General features: G+C 63.4%; 17 protein-coding genes. 12 read left to right on the top strand and 5 right to left on the bottom strand.

All coding sequences use genetic code 11. The features are described from left to right. Window positions 1-118: 118 nt before the first annotated feature. From A0W70_RS12510 to A0W70_RS12500, 3 genes are read right to left on the bottom strand one after another with little or no spacing between them, the layout of a single operon-like run. Window positions 119-412, bottom strand: coding sequence for a DUF2486 family protein (locus A0W70_RS12510; RefSeq protein WP_067562926.1), 294 nt, complete (start codon window positions 410-412; stop codon window positions 119-121). 1 nt (window position 413) lies between these two features. Continuing rightward, window positions 414-863, bottom strand: a complete 450-nt coding sequence (locus A0W70_RS12505) for a DNA polymerase III subunit chi (protein WP_083330998.1) — start codon at window positions 861-863, stop codon at window positions 414-416. Beyond that, the gene (locus tag A0W70_RS12500) at window positions 853-2352 is read right to left on the bottom strand and encodes a leucyl aminopeptidase (RefSeq protein ID WP_067562922.1); all 1500 of its coding nucleotides are present in this window, start codon (window positions 2350-2352) and stop codon (window positions 853-855) included. The genes A0W70_RS12505 and A0W70_RS12500 overlap by 11 nt, the downstream gene beginning before the upstream one ends. Window positions 2353-2600: 248 nt before the next feature. Here A0W70_RS12500 and lptF point away from each other — a divergent pair, with 248 nt between their 5' ends. Both lptF and lptG read left to right on the top strand, forming a co-directional pair. Then, a complete protein-coding gene (gene lptF / locus A0W70_RS12495) occupies window positions 2601-3710 on the top strand; it encodes an LPS export ABC transporter permease LptF (protein WP_067562918.1) in 1110 nt (369 codons plus the stop codon). After that, the gene (lptG, locus tag A0W70_RS12490) at window positions 3707-4777 is read left to right on the top strand and encodes an LPS export ABC transporter permease LptG (protein ID WP_067562915.1); all 1071 of its coding nucleotides are present in this window, start codon (window positions 3707-3709) and stop codon (window positions 4775-4777) included. Before lptF ends, lptG begins: the two co-directional genes overlap by 4 nt. Before the next feature lie 107 nt (window positions 4778-4884). Here the strand turns inward: lptG and A0W70_RS12485 are convergent, their stop codons facing one another. Beyond that, window positions 4885-5307, bottom strand: a complete 423-nt coding sequence (locus A0W70_RS12485; protein ID WP_067562911.1) for an RDD family protein — start codon at window positions 5305-5307, stop codon at window positions 4885-4887. 218 nt (window positions 5308-5525) lie between these two features. On the opposite strand from A0W70_RS12485, the gene A0W70_RS17025 reads away from it, so the two are divergent. From A0W70_RS17025 to A0W70_RS12470, 3 genes are all read left to right on the top strand, one after another. Beyond that, window positions 5526-6089, top strand: coding sequence for a hypothetical protein (locus A0W70_RS17025; protein ID WP_175443120.1), 564 nt, complete (start codon window positions 5526-5528; stop codon window positions 6087-6089). Between the two features lie 192 nt (window positions 6090-6281). Beyond that, window positions 6282-7214, top strand: a complete 933-nt coding sequence (gene xerD, locus A0W70_RS12475; RefSeq protein WP_067562904.1) for a site-specific tyrosine recombinase XerD — start codon at window positions 6282-6284, stop codon at window positions 7212-7214. Between the two features lie 98 nt (window positions 7215-7312). Continuing rightward, complete coding sequence (locus A0W70_RS12470) at window positions 7313-8143, top strand: DsbC family protein (protein ID WP_175443119.1); 831 nt, start codon at window positions 7313-7315, stop codon at window positions 8141-8143. Between the two features lie 635 nt (window positions 8144-8778). Here A0W70_RS12470 and A0W70_RS12465 read toward each other — a convergent pair. Further along, window positions 8779-9918, bottom strand: coding sequence for a PepSY-associated TM helix domain-containing protein (locus tag A0W70_RS12465; protein ID WP_067562898.1), 1140 nt, complete (start codon window positions 9916-9918; stop codon window positions 8779-8781). A 120-nt stretch (window positions 9919-10038) separates the two neighbouring features. On the opposite strand from A0W70_RS12465, the gene parE reads away from it, so the two are divergent. The 7 genes from parE to A0W70_RS16805 all read left to right on the top strand — a co-directional run bounded on the left by parE (window position 10039) and on the right by A0W70_RS16805 (window position 19668). Then, on the top strand, window positions 10039-11934 hold the full coding sequence (gene parE, locus A0W70_RS12460) for a DNA topoisomerase IV subunit B (protein ID WP_067562894.1): 1896 nt from the start codon (window positions 10039-10041) through the stop codon (window positions 11932-11934). A 75-nt stretch (window positions 11935-12009) separates the two neighbouring features. Then, on the top strand, window positions 12010-12396 hold the full coding sequence (locus A0W70_RS12455) for a GxxExxY protein (RefSeq protein WP_067562890.1): 387 nt from the start codon (window positions 12010-12012) through the stop codon (window positions 12394-12396). Window positions 12397-12445: 49 nt separating this feature from the next. After that, complete coding sequence (locus A0W70_RS12450) at window positions 12446-13378, top strand: 5'-nucleotidase (protein ID WP_067562886.1); 933 nt, start codon at window positions 12446-12448, stop codon at window positions 13376-13378. A gap of 161 nt (window positions 13379-13539) precedes the next feature. Beyond that, window positions 13540-14325 carry a nucleotidyl transferase AbiEii/AbiGii toxin family protein gene (locus A0W70_RS12445; RefSeq protein WP_067562882.1) on the top strand — a complete coding sequence of 262 codons (786 nt, stop codon included), beginning with the start codon at window positions 13540-13542 and terminating at the stop codon, window positions 14323-14325. Continuing rightward, on the top strand, window positions 14322-15020 hold the full coding sequence (locus tag A0W70_RS12440; RefSeq protein ID WP_067562879.1) for a hypothetical protein: 699 nt from the start codon (window positions 14322-14324) through the stop codon (window positions 15018-15020). The genes A0W70_RS12445 and A0W70_RS12440 overlap by 4 nt, the downstream gene beginning before the upstream one ends. Before the next feature lie 230 nt (window positions 15021-15250). Beyond that, complete coding sequence (gene parC / locus A0W70_RS12435) at window positions 15251-17506, top strand: DNA topoisomerase IV subunit A (RefSeq protein WP_067562875.1); 2256 nt, start codon at window positions 15251-15253, stop codon at window positions 17504-17506. A 272-nt stretch (window positions 17507-17778) separates the two neighbouring features. Further along, window positions 17779-19668: a hypothetical protein gene (locus tag A0W70_RS16805; RefSeq protein ID WP_139150859.1), complete on the top strand. Its 1890-nt coding sequence runs from the start codon at window positions 17779-17781 to the stop codon at window positions 19666-19668. Window positions 19669-19908: the final 240 nt, after the last annotated feature.

Here is a 19908-nt window from a genome sequence, read left to right as displayed (position 1 = left end):
AAACGAGACTCCATTCGCGCAGACATTTCAGCGAAGCTCCCCGGAGCGATAAGAGCCCTGCGGCAGCATTCGTGTCCATTCGTGTTCATTCGTGGTTCTAAATGCCGTTCCGAACCAGTCAGCCCTGATAGCCGTCCCCATCTTCACCGCCTGATTGGCGTTCGCCGTTTTTGGTGTCGATGGCCTCGTGGATGGCTTGGGTGATGGCTTGCCGCAGGTGTTCGGTGTGTTTCTCGATGACGCGGTGGGCGATGGCCTCGATTTCGGCCTCGGTGAGGGGGGAGTCGCTGCGTTCGCTGGCAGTTTCCGGCTCGGTGTCCGATGTCTCGTCGGTGCGGCGGGCGGGGGCGCCGTCTCCCGGGCGGAGGATGTCGTGCAGCGTCGGGATGTTGTCGTCGTCTTCGTTGCCCATGTCACTCGATCCGGTGATAGTGCAGCTCGAATCCCTGATCCCGATAATACGCATAATGCGCTCGGCCGCTGCGGCGGATCGCGTCGTCCTGGTTGATGACCTCGGCGATGCGCGCAAAACGCTCGGCGAACGCCGGGATCTCCGCGTCCTCGTTGACCAGCAGCGCGCGCTTGCCGTCCGGCTCTTCACCGTCACCGATGACCACGGGCGCGGCGAGGGCAGTCTCGCCGCCGCTGCGGTCGTGGGCGACGAAGCTCTCCTGGCTGAACGTCCACAGGCGATCGTCCAGCGCCGCGGCCCGGGCGTTCGCGGGCGCGTGGATCCAGATGCGGTGACCGAGCCGGTACGCCTTGTCGACGATCCGGCACAGGTAGACCTGACGCCGATCCTCGTCGGCATCGGGCAGGATGTAGAAATCGACACGCGTCACCGTCGCACCCTCAGCGGCCATCGTGATGGTCCAGCAGGTACTGGAGCATCAGCGGCACCGGCCGGCCGGTCGCGCCCTTGCTGTCGCCGCGTGTCCAGGCGGTACCGGCGATATCGAGATGGGCCCAGCGTTTGTAGTCCTTCGTGAAGCGCGACAGGAAACAGGCGGCCGTGATCGTGCCCGCCGGTTGTCCGCCCACGTGCGAGAAATCCGCGAACGGGCTCTTGAGCTGCTCCTGGTATTCGTCCCAGATGGGCAACTGCCAGGCGCGATCACCAGCGCGTTCGCCGGCCTGCATGAGTTGACGCGCGAGCTGGTCGTTCGTCGACAGTACGGCCGATGCGTGATGACCGAGCGCGACGATGCAGGCGCCGGTCAGCGTCGCGATATCGATGATCGTGTCCGGGGAGAAGCGCTTGGCGTACGTCAGCGTGTCGCAAAGCAGGAGCCGGCCTTCGGCATCGGTATTGATGATCTCGATGGTCTGACCGGACATGGTCTTGAGGATGTCGCCCGGGCGATAGGCGGCGCCATCCGGCATGTTCTCGGCCGCGGGGACCAGTCCGACCACGTTGGCATCGATGCGCAATTCGGCGCAGGCGCGGATCAGGCCGAACACGCTCGCCGCGCCACCCATGTCGTATTTCATCTCATCCATGGCGGCGGCGGGTTTGATCGAGATGCCGCCGCTGTCGAACGTCACCCCTTTGCCCACGAAGACCACGGGGGCCTTGTCGGGTCCGGCACCCTGCCAGGACATCGTAATGAGTTTCGCCGGCTCACGGCTGCCACGGCTGACCGCGAGCATCGCGCCCATCCCGAGTTCCTCCATATCGGATTCCTCGAGCACGGTCGTGTGGACGTGGTCGTACTGTTGGTCGAGCGCACGCGCCTGCTCGGCGAGATGGGTGGGCGTGCACACGTTGGCGGGGCGGTTGGCGAGATCGCGTGCGAGATGGACGCCGGCGGCCAGCGACCGCGCGTGTGCGATCCCGGCCTCGGCCTTCGCCTTATCGTCCCCGTCGGCTACGTGCAGAGCAAGGCGGCTGAGCGGGTGCTTCGGGGTATTCGGTTCGCTGCGGAACTCGTCGAATCGGTAGCGGCGGGTCTCGGTCGCCTCGACCGTTACACGGGCGCGATCGCCGGCGTCGACACCACGCACCTGGATGGCCGGCAGGCAGGTCAGTGCATCGGTCGCCCGGCTGCGCTCGAGCAGGCCAGCGACCCAGGCGTTGACCTTGCGATAGGCGCGTCGATCGAATTCGCTCGCCTTGCCGCAGCCGACCAGCAGCACGCGCCGCGCGCGAATACCGGGCACATCGTAGAGCAGCAGCGATGTATTCGTTTCGCCGTCCAGATCGCCATTGGCGAGGATACCGCGCAGGTAGCCGTCGGTAGCCTGGTCGATCCGGGCGCCGATATCCGACAGCCGGCGGCGTTCGAAGACGCCGATCACGAGTACGCCGGCCTTTTTTTGCGCCGGGTTCGCGGTCGTAACGGTGAATTCCATCGATGGGCCTCGCGCATGCGGAGAGGGGGAAATCCAGAAGCACCCGGCGACGATTGCGGCGACCTGGCGCAGAACCGGTTAGGATTGCCGACGGATTTTAGGCAAAATCGGTACGGGTTGCAGCCGCGCCCTGTCCAGGAGCCCTCCCGGAAAGCCATGAGCGTGCCGCACGCAGCACACAGTCGCCGTCCGGGGCATTCCCCCTCCCACGCCATCGGGTCGCCCCGCAAGCCATCTCAAGGCCGCACATGCGCCTGACGATTGTCGATCGCTACATCCTTCGCGAGGTCATCCAGGTCTGGATCGCGGTCATGGTGATCCTGATCCTGGTCCTTGCGAGCAACTCGCTCGTGCAGCTCCTCGGCAAGGTGGTCGAGGGCGAGTTGACCGGTCAGGTGATCCTGCCGTTTTTCCTGCTGCATCTGACGAGCTATTTCGTCACGCTGATTCCGCTGGGTCTGTTCCTGGCCTTGCTGCTCGCGTTCGGGCGCCTCTACGCGGAGAGCGAGATGGCGGCGCTGGGGGCCTGTGGCATCGGGCTCGCAAAGCTGTTCCGACCGGTCGCGATCCTCGCTCTGGCCGGGGCCGGTATGACGGCCGCGCTCACGCTGTGGGCGTCGCCGTGGGCCGAACGTGCAAGTTCGGAGATCACCGCCCGGGTGGCCGCCGAATCGGAATTCGCGGGGCTGGCGCCGGGGCGTTTCAATCGTGCCGGAGCCGGGGCGGTGCTGTTCGCGGAAACGCGCTCGGACGACGGGGGATTGCGCGAGGTGTTCGTCGTGTCGCCGGCGGATCAGGGCGGCGAGCATATCGTGCGCGCACGCGCCGCGGACGAGCGCATCGATCGGGAGTCCGGGCGCCGATATCTCGAATTCACGGAGGGGCAGCGCTATACGATCAAGCCCGGTTCCGATGTGGCGCGGTCGATCACGTTCTCCGAGCACGGCATCCATATCCCGAGCCAGCGTGTCGAGACGAGCGGCCCCGGTGCCGAGGGCATGTCGATGGGGCGGCTGCTCGCACGCGGGGAACCGAAATATACGGCCGAGTTCCAGTGGCGCGTATCGCTGCCGATCGCCTGCTTCCTGCTCGCGCTGGCCGCGTTGCCCCTGAGCCATACCACCCCCCGCAAGGGCCGCTACGGCAAGATCGCGATCGCGTTGCTGCTCTACCTCGCGTACTCCAACCTGCTGGTCTTCGCCCGCGATATGGTTGAGGAGGGGACCGTGCCGCCAGCGCTCGGGATGTGGTGGGTGCACGTCGCCACGGCGGTGGCCGTCGCCGCGCTGGTGGCGCATCGCGTCGGCTGGCGCTGGGCGCATTCGGTGATCTTCAGCCGGAGCGGGGTCGGGGCATGACCACGCTGCTGGGGCGTTACATCGCGCGCACCGTGATCGCGGGCTCGGTGCTGGTACTCGCCGTCCTGCTGTCGCTCAATACGCTGTTCGCGGTCACGCGCGAATTCGGCAGCACCGGCCAGGGCGATTACGGCGTCGCCGAGGCCCTGCTGTACGTCCTGCTGACGATGCCGGCCGACATCTATGAGCTCTTCCCCGCGGCGGTCGCGATCGGTGGCGTGGTCGGGCTCGGCGCATTGGCCGCGAATTCCGAACTGCTGATCATGCGCGCCGCGGGCGTCTCCAATGGCCGTATCGTCGGCATGGTCATGCAGGGCGGGATCGTGCTGATGGCGGTCATCGTTTTCGTGGGTGAGGTCGTGGCGCCGCCGAGCCAGCAATATGCCGAACGCATGCGTTCCAGCGCCATCGCCGGTCAGAGTGATGCGCGCGGGCCGGGCGGTCTCTGGCTGCGGGATGAGAACCGATTCGTGAACGTAGGGGAGATCCTGCCTGGATATGTGCTGCGCAATGTCACCGTGTATGAGTTCGATGGGCGGCAATTGCAGCGGTCACTGCACGCGAAACGCGCCCATTATCAACGTCGCGAGGATCAATGGCGGCTTCTCGACGTGCGCAGCACACGCCTGAACGGCGATCGCATCGCCACGCAGCGGGAGGCCGAGGCCATCTGGCCACGCCTCGTGCCGCCGGATCTGTTCGAGGTGCTCACGGTCAGTCCGGAGACCCTGCCGGGCTGGCGATTATTCAGCTATGTCGATTATCTGAGTGATAACGACCTCGAATCCGCCCGCTTCGCGCTCGCGTTCTGGAAGAAAATCGCCACGCCGCTGTCGACGCTCGTCATGCTCCTGCTCGCGTTGCCGATGGTGTTCGGCTCGATCCGCGCGACCGGTGCCGGTCAGCGCGTGTTCATCGGCAGCGTAATCGGTGTCGGTTATCTGCTGCTGGCCGAGCTGTTTTCCCATATCGGCATCGTGTACGGCCTGGCGGCACCGGTCGCCGTCATGGCCCCGGCTATCCTGTTCACGATCACCGGCCTGCTGCTTCTGCGTCGCATGCACTGAGTGCGCCCGCTAGGCCGGCGTATGCATGGTCGCGCGCCTCGTCGATCCGGTTGTGCCGGCCGTGCCGACAACGCGCCAGTGGCGCGCATGCGCGCGTTCGAACCCTCTTATGGATCCCTGATCAGGCGGGTGCGTGACGCGATGTCGTGCCAGGTACGGCGTTCGCGGTCAAACAGACTCCATGCGAAACCGAGTCCGAGCAGCGCCCAGGAAACGATCGCCACGAGGTAACGCAGCGCCGCATCGCGCCAGCGCAGGCGTCCACCGTCGTCCCGTACGAGGCGGATACGCCATGCCCGCATACCGATGGTCTGCCCGCCCGAGCGCCAGAATCCCCCGAAGAACGCGAATGCGACGAGCAACTCGTAGGCCTGCAGTGCGGTGCGATAGAGGAGGGACTCCTCGAGTGCGCCGCCGGTGAGCAATACGACCGGCAGCGTCGCGATGAACAGGATCGCAAGCACCACGATCGAGTCATAGAGGATGGCCAGAAGACGGCGGCCAAGGCCGCAGTAGTTCCATTCGGTCATGATCGGATCGCTTCCGGTTGGTCGTAATGAGCGGGCATGAATCAGCCCATTCAAGAATGCATATCGGGGTAGCAGGCGGGATATTACACCTTCATTCACGGGTTGCATGCGATGGGGTTGTTGCGATGCTTGAACTGATGCGCGAGTATTGGTAATTGCAAACGAGCTACGCAATCCTATAATGCGTAGTGCATTGCCACTCACGGGAGTCACAGCGTATGCCCCGCATGAAAGATAACGCGTCGTCGGATACGACAGTCGCCGCCGCAATGTCTCCTTCGGGGACGGCGAGCGTAACCTCGAAGAAGACCGCGTCAAAGAAGAAGTCTTCGGGTCGCAAGAAGGCCGCCTCGAAGAAGAAATCCTCCGGCAAGAAGGCCGCTTCGAAGAAGAAGGCGGGCTCGAAGAAGAAGGCCGCCTCGAAGAAGAAGGCGGGTTCCAAGAAGAAGTCTTCGGCAACCGCCACGGCCCAGCGCCTGCGCGAGCAGGTCCGGGAGCTCAAGGCCGAACTCAAGCAGACGGCCGATGAGCTGAAGGACGCGCAGAAGCGGGAAACGGCCCTGCGCAAGCTCGCCGAGAAGCGCGACAAGGCGATGTCTCAGGCCGCCTCGAAGTTCGAGCGGTCGGAACTCGCGCGGATCGACAAGCTGGGCACTTCGAAGAAGCGTCGTTCCAAGAAGAAGGCCGCCTCGAAGAAGAAGGCCGCCTCCAAGAAGAAGGCGGGCTCGAAGAAGAAGGCCGCCTCGAAGAAGAAAGCCAGTAGCACGACCACATCGCCGTGATGCGGGTGGTTGTGACTGGTTGATCCATGGGGCGGCCTCCGGGCCGCCCCATCCGTTTGCAGGCCCCCTGCCACGCGACCGTGTAATGGGGCCCTGAAGCGCTTTCCCGGCGGCCTTTCCTGGTCGCCGTTTCGCGTTCCAGTCCACTGCTGGGCGCGTATAGCCCATCTGCCGTTGTACACTGCGCTGACCATGAGTGCAGACGCTGATAGTGGCAGCAACCGCCCCGCGGATTCCGATCAGGCGATCATCGACGCGTTCCTTGACGCGCTCTGGATGGAACGCGGTCTGAGCGGCAACACGCTCAGTGCCTATGGCACCGATCTGCGCGGTCTCGCAGGCTGGCTGGCGGCGCGCGATCGAACCCTGCACGGCGCCCGCCGCCAGGATCTGCAGGCATACGTGGCGGATCGGATCGCCGGCGGCATGCGCTGGCGCAGCATCCGGCGCGTCCTGTCCACCATCAAACGCTTCTATCGCTTCCAGATCCGCTCGGGACGCATGGCGGAAGATCCCAGCGCACGCATCGACACGCCCCGCCTTGGACGGCCGCTGCCCGATTCCCTCTCGGAGGGGGAGGTCAGTGCGCTGTTGTCCGCGCCAGATACCGGCACCGACCGCGGGCTGCGCGATCGGGCGATGCTCGAACTGCTGTATGCGAGTGGTCTGCGCGTGAGTGAACTCGTGGGCCTGCAGGCCGGTGCGCTCAACCGCACGCATGGCGTCTTGCGGTTGCGCGGGAAGGGGGACAAGGAGCGGCTCGTGCCCGTGGGCGAAGAGGCGCTGGACTGGATCAATCGCTACCTCGAGGCCGCCAGACCGGCCCTGCTGAAAGGCTGCAATGATACGGATGCGCTGTTCGTGACCACGCGGGGTGGCGCGATGACCCGCCAGGCGTTCTGGTATATTGTTAAACGCTATGCGAAGCAGGTCGGTATCGAGCGACCGCTGTCGCCGCACACGCTGCGGCATGCATTCGCGACGCATCTGTTGAATCATGGTGCGGATCTGCGCGCGGTCCAGATGCTGCTCGGCCACAGTGACCTGTCGACCACACAGATCTACACCCATGTCGCACGCGCACGGTTGCAGGAAGTGCACGCGCAACACCATCCGCGTGGCTGATATGCTCCGATGTCGCGTCGTCTGAACCCCGATCCGTGATGGCGGTCGAATACCCGGTAATCCGCCCGATCGCCCGTTTGCTCTGGAGGCCCTTGTCCATGCCGCTGAAAACCACGCTCTTCGCCGCCGTCTGTCTGCTGGCGATGGTTCCGATTGCCTGCACGGCGGAAGAAAACGCCGGCGACGGCGGTTCCGGCACATCCACCTCGAGCGGTTCCGATGCGAGCGCGGCGGCCGAGGAAGGGGGCGGGGACAATGCTGACGCAAAAGAGCGGCTTCGGGCACGACTGAAGGAGGCGCGTCCCCAGCTCGATATCGAATCCGTCCGGGATACGCCCGTGTCGGATATCTACGAGGTCGTGTCCGGTGGTGGCGTGTATTACGTAAGCGCCGACGCGCGTTATCTGTTCAGCGGCGATCTGATCAATCTGGAAGAGGGCCGGAATCTCACGGACGATCGACGCGCCGAGATCGCGCACGATGTTGTCAGCGAAATGGATCGCAGCGATCTGGTCGTATTCGAGCCGGCCAATGGGCCCGCCGAGAATCACCTCACCGTGTTCACGGACCACACCTGTCCGTACTGCCAGCGGCTGCACGAGGAAGTCCTGCAGATGGTCCAGGATCACCCGGTCGAAGTGCGCTACGCCATGTATCCGCGCGCGGGGACCAGCTCGTCGGCCGCCGATACGCTGCGTGATATCTGGTGCGCGGACGATCCGGCCGGTGCGATGACCGCGGCGAAGGAAGGGCGCTCGGTACCGTCGCGAGAGTCCGATTGCAGCACGCCGCTCGATGCCCACATGCAGGCGGCGAAGGCGATCGGCGTCCGCGGCACGCCCTATATCGTGGTCGGCGACGACGGCCCGATCGTACCGGGCTACCGCCCGCGCAAACAGCTGCTGTCGATGATGGGGATCTCCGAATAACTCCGGTTCATCGGGCAGTGGACGTCGGGTAGCCGGTATCGGGCCTGGACCGGGTTCTCGCAAAGGCGAGGAGTACGCCAAGGCGCGCGCAGAAGGCAAAGATGAGAACAGCCATTGGCCTTCCCCGCGCCGCCGACCCTGACGATCACTCATCGTAGGCGCGTCTTCGCCGAAGGCGAATGCGCGCACGCATCGGCCGGATTCAGTGACGGGCGACCACAGTGATGATTTCCGCTTTACGGGGAATTCTGTCAGCGGTTCGCGGGCAAGCCCGCTCCTACCGGGAATGGAACCGTCACTGCCGTCTGTGTACCGCGCCGGAGGGTAATCATCGTAGGCGCGTCTTCGCCGAAGGCGAATGCGCGCACGCATCGGCCGGATTCAGTGACGGGCGACCATAGTGATGATTCCCGCTTTCGGGGAATTCTGTCAGCGGTTCGCGGGCAAGCGCGCTCCTACCCGGGGATCGAACCGTCACTACCGTCTGTGTACCGCGCCGCGACGGTAATCCTCGTAGGCGCGTCTTCGCCGAAGGCGAATGCGCGCATGCATCGGCCGGATTCGGCGACGTGCGACCATAGTGATGATTTCGGTTTTCGGGGAATTCTGTCAGCGGTTCGCGGGCAAGCCCGCTCCTACGACGGAGAATCGGGTCGTTTTTCCCGCTGTCTGTACGCCGCACGGCGTTTATGGCGCCAGATCAGGAATCCTGTGACCAGCAGTGCCAGCGGCAACAGGCCCGTCACGAATACGATCAGCCGCCCGATCAGCCCGAATGCCTCGCCGTTGTGCAGCGGCAACTGCCAGTCCAGGAATCGGTCCGCGGCGGTCATGCCGGCCCAGGTTCGCACCGCTCGGACCTCACCGGTATGGCGATCCACACGCACATACGAACGGCCCGCGCTGTCGCGCGGATGTTCCGGCTCACTGAGGGCTACGCGGTACGTTCCTGCACCGCGATGCGGGATGCCCACCCCTGTCACGCGGGCGCCCGATAAGTGGTTCCGTGCGATGTCGACGGCCGTATCCACATCGATATCAGTCGCATCGCGAGCCCCGTTCGGGGCGATCGTGCCGATCCGCGGCGTGATCGGGCTGAACAGCTCGACCACCGGCTCGGTGTAATCCGGCAGGGCCATGAAGATGCCGGTCCCGCTCATCGCCAGCAGCAGGGCGGCGCCGTAAATGCCCGTTACGCGATGCAGATCGAAATCCCGCCGCTGAGGCCGTGCACCGCGACGCACCGTCAGCCCCGTCCGCCAATGGCGTTTGCGCGGCCACCACAGATACAGGCCGGAACCGAGAGAGCACAGCATCAGCACGCCCACGATCCCGACGACCGTCTGGCCCCCGGCGCCGAGCTGCAACTGAAAATGCAGATCGTAGATAAAGCGCAGCACTCCGCCATCGCCGGCGCGCGCGCCGAGGACCTCGCCGCTGGCGGGGTCGACAGTGACGAGCCGGCCGAACCGGTCGTCGGGTGGGCCGCCATAGGCGCGGAACACATCGCGGGCATCACCAGGCCAGGAAAGCCAAGCGACGCTGTGACTCGCCGGCAGGGCATCTTCCGCCACGGCAATCGCCGCGGAAGAGGCGATCGCGCGTGATTCCGGCCCGGAAGCGAACAATGAGGGGTGCAACAGGGCGTCGAGTTCGTGGTCGAAGACGAGTACGCTGCCGGTCACCCCGAGCAGGGCGAAGACCGCGCCGGCGCTGAGGCCCAGCCAGAGATGCAGGCGCACCCACCAGGCGCGTGCGCGGTTCCGACGTGTCATGCGCCCGTGTACTCCGGTGGGTCCAGTGAATCGGGCCACCACGTTCCGGCCCCGGGTCGTTTACAATATCCTGGGCCTGCCGGCCAGAAAACCACCGCATATGGAGTCTCGACCGATCCCATGACCACAGCCGCCTACGACTCGTCCGCGATCGAGGTCCTCTCCGGACTCGAGCCCGTGCGCAAGCGCCCGGGCATGTACACCGACACCATGCGCCCGAACCACCTCGCCCAGGAGGTGATCGACAATGCCGTCGACGAGGCGCTCGCCGGCTACGCCAAACGCATCGACGTGACCCTCGGCGCGGACGGCTCGATCGAAGTCATCGATGACGGCCGCGGCATGCCCGTCGATAACCACCCGCAGCTCAACAAGCCCGGCGTCGAGGTCATCCTCACCACGCTGCATTCGGGCGGCAAGTTCTCCGAGGGCCACTACCGTTTCTCGGGCGGTCTGCACGGCGTCGGCGTCTCCGTGGTCAACGGCCTCTCGCGTCACCTCGAGATCGCGGTCAAGCGCGGCGGCAAGGAATACGCGATGAGCTTCGCCGGCGGCGAGAAAAAGACGGAGCTCGAGGTCGTCGGCAAAGTCGGTCAGCGCAATACCGGCACGCGCCTGAAGTTCCTGCCGGACGCGAAGTACTTCGACAGCGTGAAGTTCAACAAGCAGCGCCTGACCCAGCTCCTGCGCGCCAAGGCCGTGCTCTGCCCGGGCCTGCTCGTCACCTGGCACGACGAGGCGGCGCAGGAGAAGATCGAGTGGCAGTACGCAGACGGCATGGCCGACTACCTGGTGCAGGCCGTCAGCGGCTACCCGCGCACGCCCGAGCAGCCCTTCGTGGGCCATATGACGGGCGAGCACGAGGCCGCCGACTGGGCCGTGACCTGGTTGCCGGAAGGTGGTGAGGGCTTCAGTGAGAGCTACGTGAACCTCGTGCCGACGCCTGCCGGCGGCGCGCACGTCAACGGCATGCGCAGCGGTCTCACCGAGGCCCTGCGCGAGTTCGCCGACCGGCGCGGGTTGCTGCCCAAGGGCGTGAAGATCACGGGCGATGACGTCACCGAGCACGCGAGCTGGGTCCTGTCCGTCAAACTGCAGGACCCGCAGTTCGCCGGCCAGACCAAGGAGAAGCTCGCCTCACGTTCCTGCCAGGCGTTCGTCTCCGGCGTGGTCAGCGACCACTTCGAGCAGTGGCTCAATCGTCACCCGCAGTCCGGCGACGCGCTCGCCCAGCTCGCGGTCAGCACCGCCCAGCGTCGCCAGCAGAAGGCCCGCAAGGTGCAGCGCAAAAAGGTCGCTAGCGGCCCCGCGCTGCCTGGAAAGCTCGCCGATTGCACCAGCCAGGACGTCAGCCGCACCGAACTGTTCCTGGTCGAGGGCGACTCCGCCGGCGGCTCCGCCAAACAGGCGCGCGATCGCGAGTTCCAGGCCGTCATGCCGCTGCGCGGCAAGATCATGAACACCTGGGAGATCAAACCGGAAGAGGTCTTCGGCAGCCAGGAGGTGCACGACATCACCGTCGCCCTCGGCGTCGAGCCCGGCAACGCGGATCTCAGCAAGCTGCGCTACAACAAGCTCTGCATCCTGGCGGATGCCGACTCGGACGGCGCCCACATCGCCACGCTGCTGTGCGCCCTGTTCGTCCGCCACTTCCGCCCGCTCGTCGCCGCCGGCCACGTTTACGTCGCCATGCCGCCGCTGTACCGCATCGACATCGGCAAGAACATCTATTACGCCATCGACGATGAGGAAAAAGACGGCGTCCTCGAGCGCATCACCGCCGAGAAACAGAAGGGCAAACCCCAGGTCACCCGCTTCAAGGGCCTCGGCGAAATGGACCCGCTCCAGCTCCGCGAAACCACCATGGCCCCCGACACCCGCCGCCTCGTCCAGCTCACCGTCGAAGACGGCGACGACACCAACACCCTGCTCGATATGATGCTCGGCAAAAAACGCGTCGCCGACCGCCGCGCCTGGCTGGAGGAACGGGGCAATCTGGCCGAGATCCTGGGGTAAAAAGATCGAACCACGAATGAACACGAATGGACACGAATAGAAGGTCAAAACCGGGGCGGGTTGCAGGGAGGCAACATGGAGGAGAGCGAAGGAGTTCAGGGCGTTATGTGGGACGAAACCCGGCGGGTTGTCGGGTGTGCAATGCGGGTGTTGAATCATCTTGGCGGTGGGTTGCTCGAAAAGCCGTATGAGAATGCGCTGGTCGTCGAGCTGGAGTATCAGGGGATACCGTATCACCAGCAGCCGCGATTCGACGTGGTATACCGCGGCAGATCAGTGGGGCAGTTTGTTCCGGATCTTGTAGTGTTTGATGGACTGATTGTTGAAACCAAAGTGATCGACCAGATCGGAGAGACAGAGTACGGTCAGGTGATCAACTATCTTCGCGTAACCGGCCTTCAGGCTGGTTTACTGCTGAACTTCCGGCAATCGAGGCTGCAATGGAAACGGGTGGTTTTATGAAGTATTCGTGTTCATTCGTGTTCATTCGTGGTTCTTTCGAGACCTGATCATGGCCGTAGATCTCAGCCAATACCTCGTGGTCGGGATTTCCTCCCGCGCCCTGTTCGATCTCTCGGAAGAGGATCATCTCTTTCAGACCCAGGGCCTGGAGGCGTACCGGCAGTATCAGCTCGACCATGAGGCGGATATCCTGGCGCCCGGCACCGGCTTCCCGCTGGCCAAGGCCCTGCTGCGCCTGAACTCGCTGGAGCCCGAGCGCCGGCGGGTCGAGGTGGTGATCATGTCGCGCAACTCGTCCGAGACGAGCCTGCGCATCTTCAACTCGATCAACCACTACGGCCTAGACATCACCCGCGCGGCCCTCACGGGCGGCAACCCGCTGGCGGCTTACCTGCACGCCTTCGACGTCGACCTGTTCCTCTCCCAGGACCCGGCCGACGTCGAGCGCGGCCTGGCGTCCAGCGTCGCCTCCGCGCTGCTGTACTCGGTGCCGACCGAACCGTATGAAGAGATCGAAGAGATCCGCATCGCCTTCGACGGCGACTCGGTCCTGTTCTCCGACGAGGCCGACCGCGTCTACCGCGAGCACGGTCTGGAGGCCTTCCAGGCCCACGAGATCGAGCACGCGCGCCGCCCGCTGCCCGAGGGCCCGTTCGCCAAGCTGCTCAAGAGCCTCGCGGACGTGCGCAAGAGCGCTGACCCGAACAGCCCCAGCATTCGCACCGCGCTCGTCACCGCCCGCAACAGCCCGGCCCACGAGCGCGTGATCCGGACCCTGATGGAGTGGGGCGTGTCGATCGACGAGACCTTTTTCCTCGGCGGCATGGCCAAACGCAACGTCCTGCGCGCCTTCCGCCCCCACATGTACTTCGACGACCAGCCCCGCCACTGCGACGAAGCCGCCGGCGGCGTCCCCACCGGCCGCGTCCCCAACATCGACGACCCCGAAGCCGAGGGCATCGACGGCGGCTACGGAGAGTGACGGTGTCGGCCCGTAACCGGGCAACGCGGATCAACCCGGATCGAACCAGCCTCATCTCGAACGCACCGAGCCGAGACACGGTGCAGCCGTTCATGGCGCGGGACGCCATGAAACAGCGCGATTAAGTCATTTATGCTAATATAATCGGCATAAACGACTTAATGGGCGCAACCGTGGACAACATCCGCGAACAATTCCTCGAACGCCTGGCTGCCGCGCTGTTCCGCAAGCGCGGCGAGGGCTTCGTGCTGAAAGGCGGGGGCGCCATGCGCGCGCGCTTCGGCAACGAGCGCATGACGAAAGACCTCGACCTCGACTTCACCAACCCCAAACGAAGCGCCGACTCCCTGCACAACACCGTGCAACATGCGATCGAGCACGCCGCCCGCGGCCTGCGGCTCACCGATCTCCGCGTCCATGAGCCCGGCAAAGCCGAGGCCAGCCCCCGCTGGAAGGTAAACTTCCGCGACGCTGCAGGGCACCCGGTCCACGTCGAGGTCGAGGTTTCGCGCGACCCCGCGCGCGTGGCGCCCGGCCAGGTCGTCCAGCAGCGTTTCGAGCCGCTCGCGCGCCGTGGCGGTACCCGCTTCTGGGTGGACATCTACGACGACGCGACGCTGGCCACGACCAAACTCGCCGCCTTGCTCGGGCGTGCAGCACCGCGAGACGTCTATGACCTCGATCTGTTGATGGACAGCGGCGAACGACCGAGCGCGGAGCAGATCGCATGGGCGGTGCGTCGTGCCGGTATCGAAGATCGCCCACCCGTAGACCTGCTCTGGGCCCGGCTCGACGAACTGAACTGGCACCGATACCTCGACGAACTGCGCGATGCGCTGCCCGACGACGTCGCCGAGCGCATCGACGAGGAGGAATGGGAGGCCATGAAGCTCCGGGTCGGCGAGTACGCCGAGGCGTTGCTGGCGGATGCCGGAGAAGGACAATGAAGCCCTGGCAGCTTCACCTCCAGCGCGCGCTCGCCCGTACCGACGCTCCGCCCGTGCTCACCCGCGATCTGCTGTCGCGATTCGCGCGAACGGCCCGCGACGGTGAGCTCGTACCGCCTAGCAGCCTCACGCACTGGATTCGCGGTGCCGTGGCCGAGGAACGCCTGCGGCCGGTGCAGCGGGGCCTCTACCTCAATGCGTTTCGCGCCCGCCCCGGGCACCCGGCCGATGCCGCCGCCTGGCTGCGGCCCGAGGCGGTGGTGTCCCTGAACACGGTGCTCGGCGACGCCGGCGTGCTCAACAACCCCGTGCGCACCACCATGGCGGTCGTGCCAATGGACGCGGCCGCCCCGCCTCCGAAACTGGGCCGGCAGACGACCCGCATCGGCATGTTCCAGTTCCACGGGATACCGCGGCGCATACTCGAGGCCGGCAACCCGGAAGATCGCCTCGAACTCGGCGATACCTGGGAGCATGCCCGCGCGACCCCGGAGAAAGCGCTGATCGACTGGCTCTACCTCGCGGCGAGCCCCCACAGCCGCCGCACACCGCCGCCCCGTGACGATCTCGACCTCGATCTGCTCGACCGGCCGCGCCTGCAACGCCTCGCGCAGGCCGCCGGCGTATCGGATTCGCTGAACCACCTCCTGATCCCGACCGCCGCGGATTCCACTGTCCAGGCGTACTCCGGGTAAATGCAGCCAATCCGTTGGGGAATGGCGTGGGTCGGGTTGGGGAATGGTGTAGGTCGGGCTTCCAGCCCGACAGCCAAAGACCCCCACATGCCGTCGCAATCCCACGCGCCAATCGAAGCCCCGGAAAAAACACACCTCCGTGAACCAAATCTCCGCACATGCGAAGATCATCCCCCAATCCGACCACGCGCCCGCAGGCGCCGACTCAACGCAACCCAGGCGACCCCCGGATGACCGAATCCACCGACGACCTCTTCGACGCAAGATCCGAGAGCCAGCCGCTCTCCCAGTTCGCCGAGAAGGCGTACCTCGACTACTCGATGTACGTCATCCTCGACCGCGCACTGCCGCACATCGCCGACGGCCTCAAACCCGTGCAGCGACGCATCGTCTACGCCATGTCCGAGCTCGGGCTGTCATCCGGTTCCAAGCACAAGAAATCGGCGCGCACCGTCGGCGACGTCCTCGGCAAGTTCCATCCGCATGGCGACAGCGCCTGTTACGAGGCCATGGTCCTCATGGCGCAGCCGTTCACCTACCGCTATCCGCTGGTGGACGGGCAGGGCAACTGGGGCTCGCCCGACGACCCCAAGTCCTTCGCCGCCATGCGCTACACCGAGGCGCGCCTGTCGGCCTTCTCCGCCGTGCTGCTGGATGAGCTGCCCCAGGGCACGGTCGACTGGCAGCCGAACTTCGATGGCGCCCTCAACGAGCCGACGCTGCTGCCCGCACAGGTGCCGCACGTGCTGCTGAACGGCACCACCGGTATCGCGGTCGGCATGGCCACCGATGTCCCGCCACACAACCTCCAGGAAGTCGTGAACGCCTGCGTCATGCTGCTGGAGAAGCCGAGCACGACCACCGACGAACTCGTCGAGGCCCTGCCGGGCCCGGATTACCCGACCGCGGCCGAGGTCATCACCACGCGCGCGGACCTGAAGAAGATCTACGAGACCGGCGGCGGCCAGCTCCGCGCCCGCGCACGGTACGAACGGGAGAATGGCGACGTCGTCATCACCGCGCTGCCGTACCAGGTCTCCGGCAGCCGCGTGCTCGCGCAGATCGCCGAGCAGATGCAGGCGAAGAAACTGCCGATGGTCGAGGACCTGCGCGACGAGTCCGACCACGAGAACCCGGTGCGCCTGGTCATCACCCCGCGCTCGAACCGTGTGGATATCGAACAGCTCATGGACCACCTGTTCGCTACCACCGAGCTTGAGCGCAGCTACCGCGTCAACATGAACCTCATCGGCACGGACGGCCGCCCGGGGGTGCGCAATCTGCGCGATCTGTTGAAGGAGTGGCTGGACTGGCGCACCGAGACCACGCGCAACCGCCTGCAGTGGCGCCTCGACAAGGTCACGGACCGCCTGCATGTCCTCGAGGGCCTGCTGACGGCCTACCTCAACATCGATGAGGTCATCCGCATCATCCGTGAGGAGGACATGCCCAAAGTCGCGCTCATGAAGCGCTTCCAGCTCTCCGACCGCCAGGCCGAGGCTATCCTCGAACTGCGCCTGCGCCACCTCGCCAAGCTCGAGGAAATGAAGATCCGCGGCGAGCAGGACGAACTCGAAAAGGAAAAGGCGGACATCGAGAAAACCCTTGGCTCCCAGAACCGCCTCAAAACCCTGGTCAAGAAGGAACTCAAGGCCGCCGGCGATAAATTCGGCGACGAACGCCGCTCACCCATCACCGAACGCGGCCCGGCCAAGGCCCTGCAGGAAACCGACCTCGTCCCGAGCGAACCGGTCACCGTCGTCCTCTCCAAACAGGGCTGGGTCCGCGCCGCCAAGGGCCACGACGTCGACCCCGAGAAGCTCAACTACAAGGCCGGCGACGACTTCCAGGACGCCGCCTGGGGCAAGACCAACCAGAGCGTCATGTTCCTCGACAGCACCGGCCGCATCTACACACTGCCCGCGCATAAACTCCCGAGCGCGAGAAGCCACGGCGAACCCCTCTCCGGCAAACTCAAGCCGCCGGACGGCGCTACCTTCCTCGCCACGCTGATGGGCCGGGACGACCAGCCGTATCTGTTCGCCACCGACTCGGGCAACGGTTTCATCACCACCCTCGGCGAGATCCAGGCCCGCACCCGCACGGGCAAGGCCGTGCTCACCGTTCCGAAGGGCAGCAAGCCCCTGATCCCGAGCCCTATCTACAACATGGAAACCGACTGGATCTGCGCGATTCATTCGAATGGGAATCTGCTGGTGTTTGCGGCCGATGAGATTCCCGTGATGGCGAGGGGGAAAGGCTCACGGATTCTCGGGATTCCGGGCAAGAAGTTCACCAGCGGTGAAGAGCGTATGGTCGCGCTGGCCTCCGTGCCGGAGAAAGGCAAACTGACCATCTATGCGGGCAAGCGCCACACCACGCTCAGAAGGCAGGAACTGGAAGAGTACTGGAGCGAACGCGGCAAACGCGGTGGCCGCCTCCCGAGAGGTTTCCAGAAAGTTGATGGCGTCGAAGTGGAGGTCTGACTCCGGAGGCGCCATGGGCCGGATTGCGCCCGAGACGACCCAACGTGCTCACGGATGCCGGCTCCGCTCTGCCGGCAACCGGGAACCCACGACAAAGAAACCTGCCGGCGGTTTCGTCACAGTCAGACCGGTTATTACTCCGACCGCCGTATATTTGTGGAGACTAATGAGAACAGCGCAAATCCTACGATAATCGTTGAACCGCTGCTCTAGATTAGGTTGTCGATTAAGTACTCGACTGACAAAGAAAAAGACCCAAGTTGTAACCGAAAATGGCACGTCTCGAAAGCAAAAATACGTACACTGAGCGGCTGCATCTGCCAGCGCTCGGTTATGTTCAAATAAACTTCTACAGTTGTGCTGCCCTTTGTTACGAGTTGTATAAGTCAACCGACGAGATCACGAGGCAATCGTCCATTCCGCATCTTGGATTAATAGCGCGTGAGTACTCCGGGTCGCAACACACCCGATGGGAGTATGCGGCCCTGCAGTGCGCAATTATCGACATAATTGACCGGATTCATAAAGGTAATCCGGAAATTGGCTTAGGATCGATCAAAATCGACGGTGATGCGATTCCTGGTTCCGAACTCCTAAAGTCGTGGGCTCTTCTTTCGAATTTTGGCCATTGTCGGAATACGTTTGCCGACGAGAAAGCCATTATGAACCTATTGCGTCGGAGTAACGCGGAGAGGCGGGCATTTATTGCCACGATTCCAAGCGGAGATCTGAAAGACTACGCAAAAAATATTGTATCTAATTACATTTACGCCGAATTCCACTGGTGTGTAACTCTTATTCGGGTTCGCAGAGAATTGAAGAAGTACTCCCGAAATAAGAAGCCGATCGAAGAGTTAGTGCGTCTTCTGAAGACCTATGGTAATTCCACGAATGTTAATTTAGAAAAACTGACTCAACTGAGACGAATGTTTGCGTTGGTTAGAAAATTGGCAATCGTGGCAATAGATTCGCGAAATTCCCATTTGCCCACGACGTTTGATCTTTCCGCGGCAATATTGGGGATGGATTTAAGCGAGCAAAGAACGACTGGACAAAGCATTGAAAGCATCGTGAATCCGATAATGGGGATGCTTACGGATTTACTGTATGCAGACAAGAATGTTTTGTGTCTTATGCGAGATTACGAAGTTCAGGCGGCCGCGCCCGCAGGAAGTGTAGGGAGTGTGCAGGCATGTTTGGACGGGATTGCCAATGGGTTGGTTAGTCCCTTTCAGCCTTCGCTTAGGCATATACATCGGCAACTGATTCCGGTCAGCAGGGAAAGAGATATTCACGATGAGAGAAGGCGGTCTGAAAGGCTGATCCGTGGTCTCGGATCAGTCAGAGTGCAGGTAGATGATAATGCAATTCAGGGAAAGCGATATGTGGATTTTATCGCTCCTGCCGAGGGAGTAGCGTCGAGTGACGTAGGTCAATGGATATATGTGGCATGCAGGAATCTGTTTAACTCAATTTCATTTAATGCGCGGGAGCGCGCGAATATTCATTTAAAGGAACGGGATTGGTGGAAGCAGAGACTTTCGGATGAGGGAGTCGATAGGAAAAGAATTGCGCGTGTAGATAGAGAGTACATTGAGAGGCTCAATGTTGAGGTGGATGTTAGGGATATTATAGAGCAGAGATGTGCAGCGGTGGTTAGTTCTGTTATGCAGATGATATTGCGGCCTAAATATTCGGCGTCGATTGAGCCAACAACACTTGATGGCTGTAGTTTTGGTCTTCAGATAATCCGCGATGGGCGTCTTGTCGTTGATCAGTATCTAGATGAGATTGACGCGCTAATTCAGGAAGCTAGAGATCCAGGAAGGGAGAACGAGTTGCAGCTGTTAAGGATGCAGAGACGTCCGAAAGGAATGTGGTTTCGTTTGGCCTGTTTTGACCGAATATTGGTATTAGACACGACGCGTCCGCCCGAAAAGCGACGCGTAACGGATATTGATGGCCTCACGGTAACCGTTTCGGGGAGCCGCGTGCGTGTCGATTTGTATGAAGCTAAGGTGCCTGGTAGCGGATCCACGAGTGCTGCCAAAAAAGAGTTGCGATCGAATGTCAAGCCGATCCTTCGCGATGCAGTGCTCAGCGGTAATCGGGTTACTGGACATGTGCGAGGCGGACGAATGAGATTGGTGCTGGACGCGTAACAATAGGGGAAAGACTGCAAGAAGCGCAGGTCACGGAGTCAATGATACTCGGAAGGGAGTTCCGGGGAGGGTATACCGATCTCCGAAATAGAGTTCCTGCAATTTCGGGCGAGAGTAACGACTCACGGGTGGTCCCGTCAGAGTTTCTTTGGATGTTCGGGGTCGGAGTAAAAACTCACGGGAGGCCCCTCAGGGTTGTTTGAGTTGTTACTCCGATCCCGAATGTGCACGCGAGGGTGT

The organism is Halofilum ochraceum (genome assembly GCF_001614315.2).
GTDB lineage: Bacteria > Pseudomonadota > Gammaproteobacteria > XJ16 > Halofilaceae > Halofilum > Halofilum ochraceum.
The sequence above is the reverse complement of the archived record's forward strand: the minus strand, read 5'-3'. Positions and strand labels throughout refer to the sequence as shown.

Bases quoted from the DNA above. Each gene is read 5' to 3' on its own strand.
- A0W70_RS12510 (WP_067562926.1), bottom strand. From the start codon at position 412: ATGGGCAACGAAGACGACGACAACATCCCGACGCTGCACGACATCCTC.
- A0W70_RS12505 (WP_083330998.1), bottom strand. From the start codon at position 863: ATGGCCGCTGAGGGTGCGACGGTGACGCGTGTCGATTTCTACATCCTG.
- A0W70_RS12500 (WP_067562922.1), bottom strand. From the start codon at position 2,352: ATGGAATTCACCGTTACGACCGCGAACCCGGCGCAAAAAAAGGCCGGC.
- lptF (WP_067562918.1), top strand. From the start codon at position 2,601: ATGCGCCTGACGATTGTCGATCGCTACATCCTTCGCGAGGTCATCCAG.
- lptG (WP_067562915.1), top strand. From the start codon at position 3,707: ATGACCACGCTGCTGGGGCGTTACATCGCGCGCACCGTGATCGCGGGC.
- A0W70_RS12485 (WP_067562911.1), bottom strand. From the start codon at position 5,307: ATGACCGAATGGAACTACTGCGGCCTTGGCCGCCGTCTTCTGGCCATC.
- A0W70_RS17025 (WP_175443120.1), top strand. From the start codon at position 5,526: ATGCCCCGCATGAAAGATAACGCGTCGTCGGATACGACAGTCGCCGCC.
- xerD (WP_067562904.1), top strand. From the start codon at position 6,282: ATGAGTGCAGACGCTGATAGTGGCAGCAACCGCCCCGCGGATTCCGAT.
- A0W70_RS12470 (WP_175443119.1), top strand. From the start codon at position 7,313: ATGCCGCTGAAAACCACGCTCTTCGCCGCCGTCTGTCTGCTGGCGATG.
- A0W70_RS12465 (WP_067562898.1), bottom strand. From the start codon at position 9,918: ATGACACGTCGGAACCGCGCACGCGCCTGGTGGGTGCGCCTGCATCTC.
- parE (WP_067562894.1), top strand. From the start codon at position 10,039: ATGACCACAGCCGCCTACGACTCGTCCGCGATCGAGGTCCTCTCCGGA.
- A0W70_RS12455 (WP_067562890.1), top strand. From the start codon at position 12,010: ATGGAGGAGAGCGAAGGAGTTCAGGGCGTTATGTGGGACGAAACCCGG.
- A0W70_RS12450 (WP_067562886.1), top strand. From the start codon at position 12,446: ATGGCCGTAGATCTCAGCCAATACCTCGTGGTCGGGATTTCCTCCCGC.
- A0W70_RS12445 (WP_067562882.1), top strand. From the start codon at position 13,540: ATGGGCGCAACCGTGGACAACATCCGCGAACAATTCCTCGAACGCCTG.
- A0W70_RS12440 (WP_067562879.1), top strand. From the start codon at position 14,322: ATGAAGCCCTGGCAGCTTCACCTCCAGCGCGCGCTCGCCCGTACCGAC.
- parC (WP_067562875.1), top strand. From the start codon at position 15,251: ATGACCGAATCCACCGACGACCTCTTCGACGCAAGATCCGAGAGCCAG.
- A0W70_RS16805 (WP_139150859.1), top strand. From the start codon at position 17,779: ATGGCACGTCTCGAAAGCAAAAATACGTACACTGAGCGGCTGCATCTG.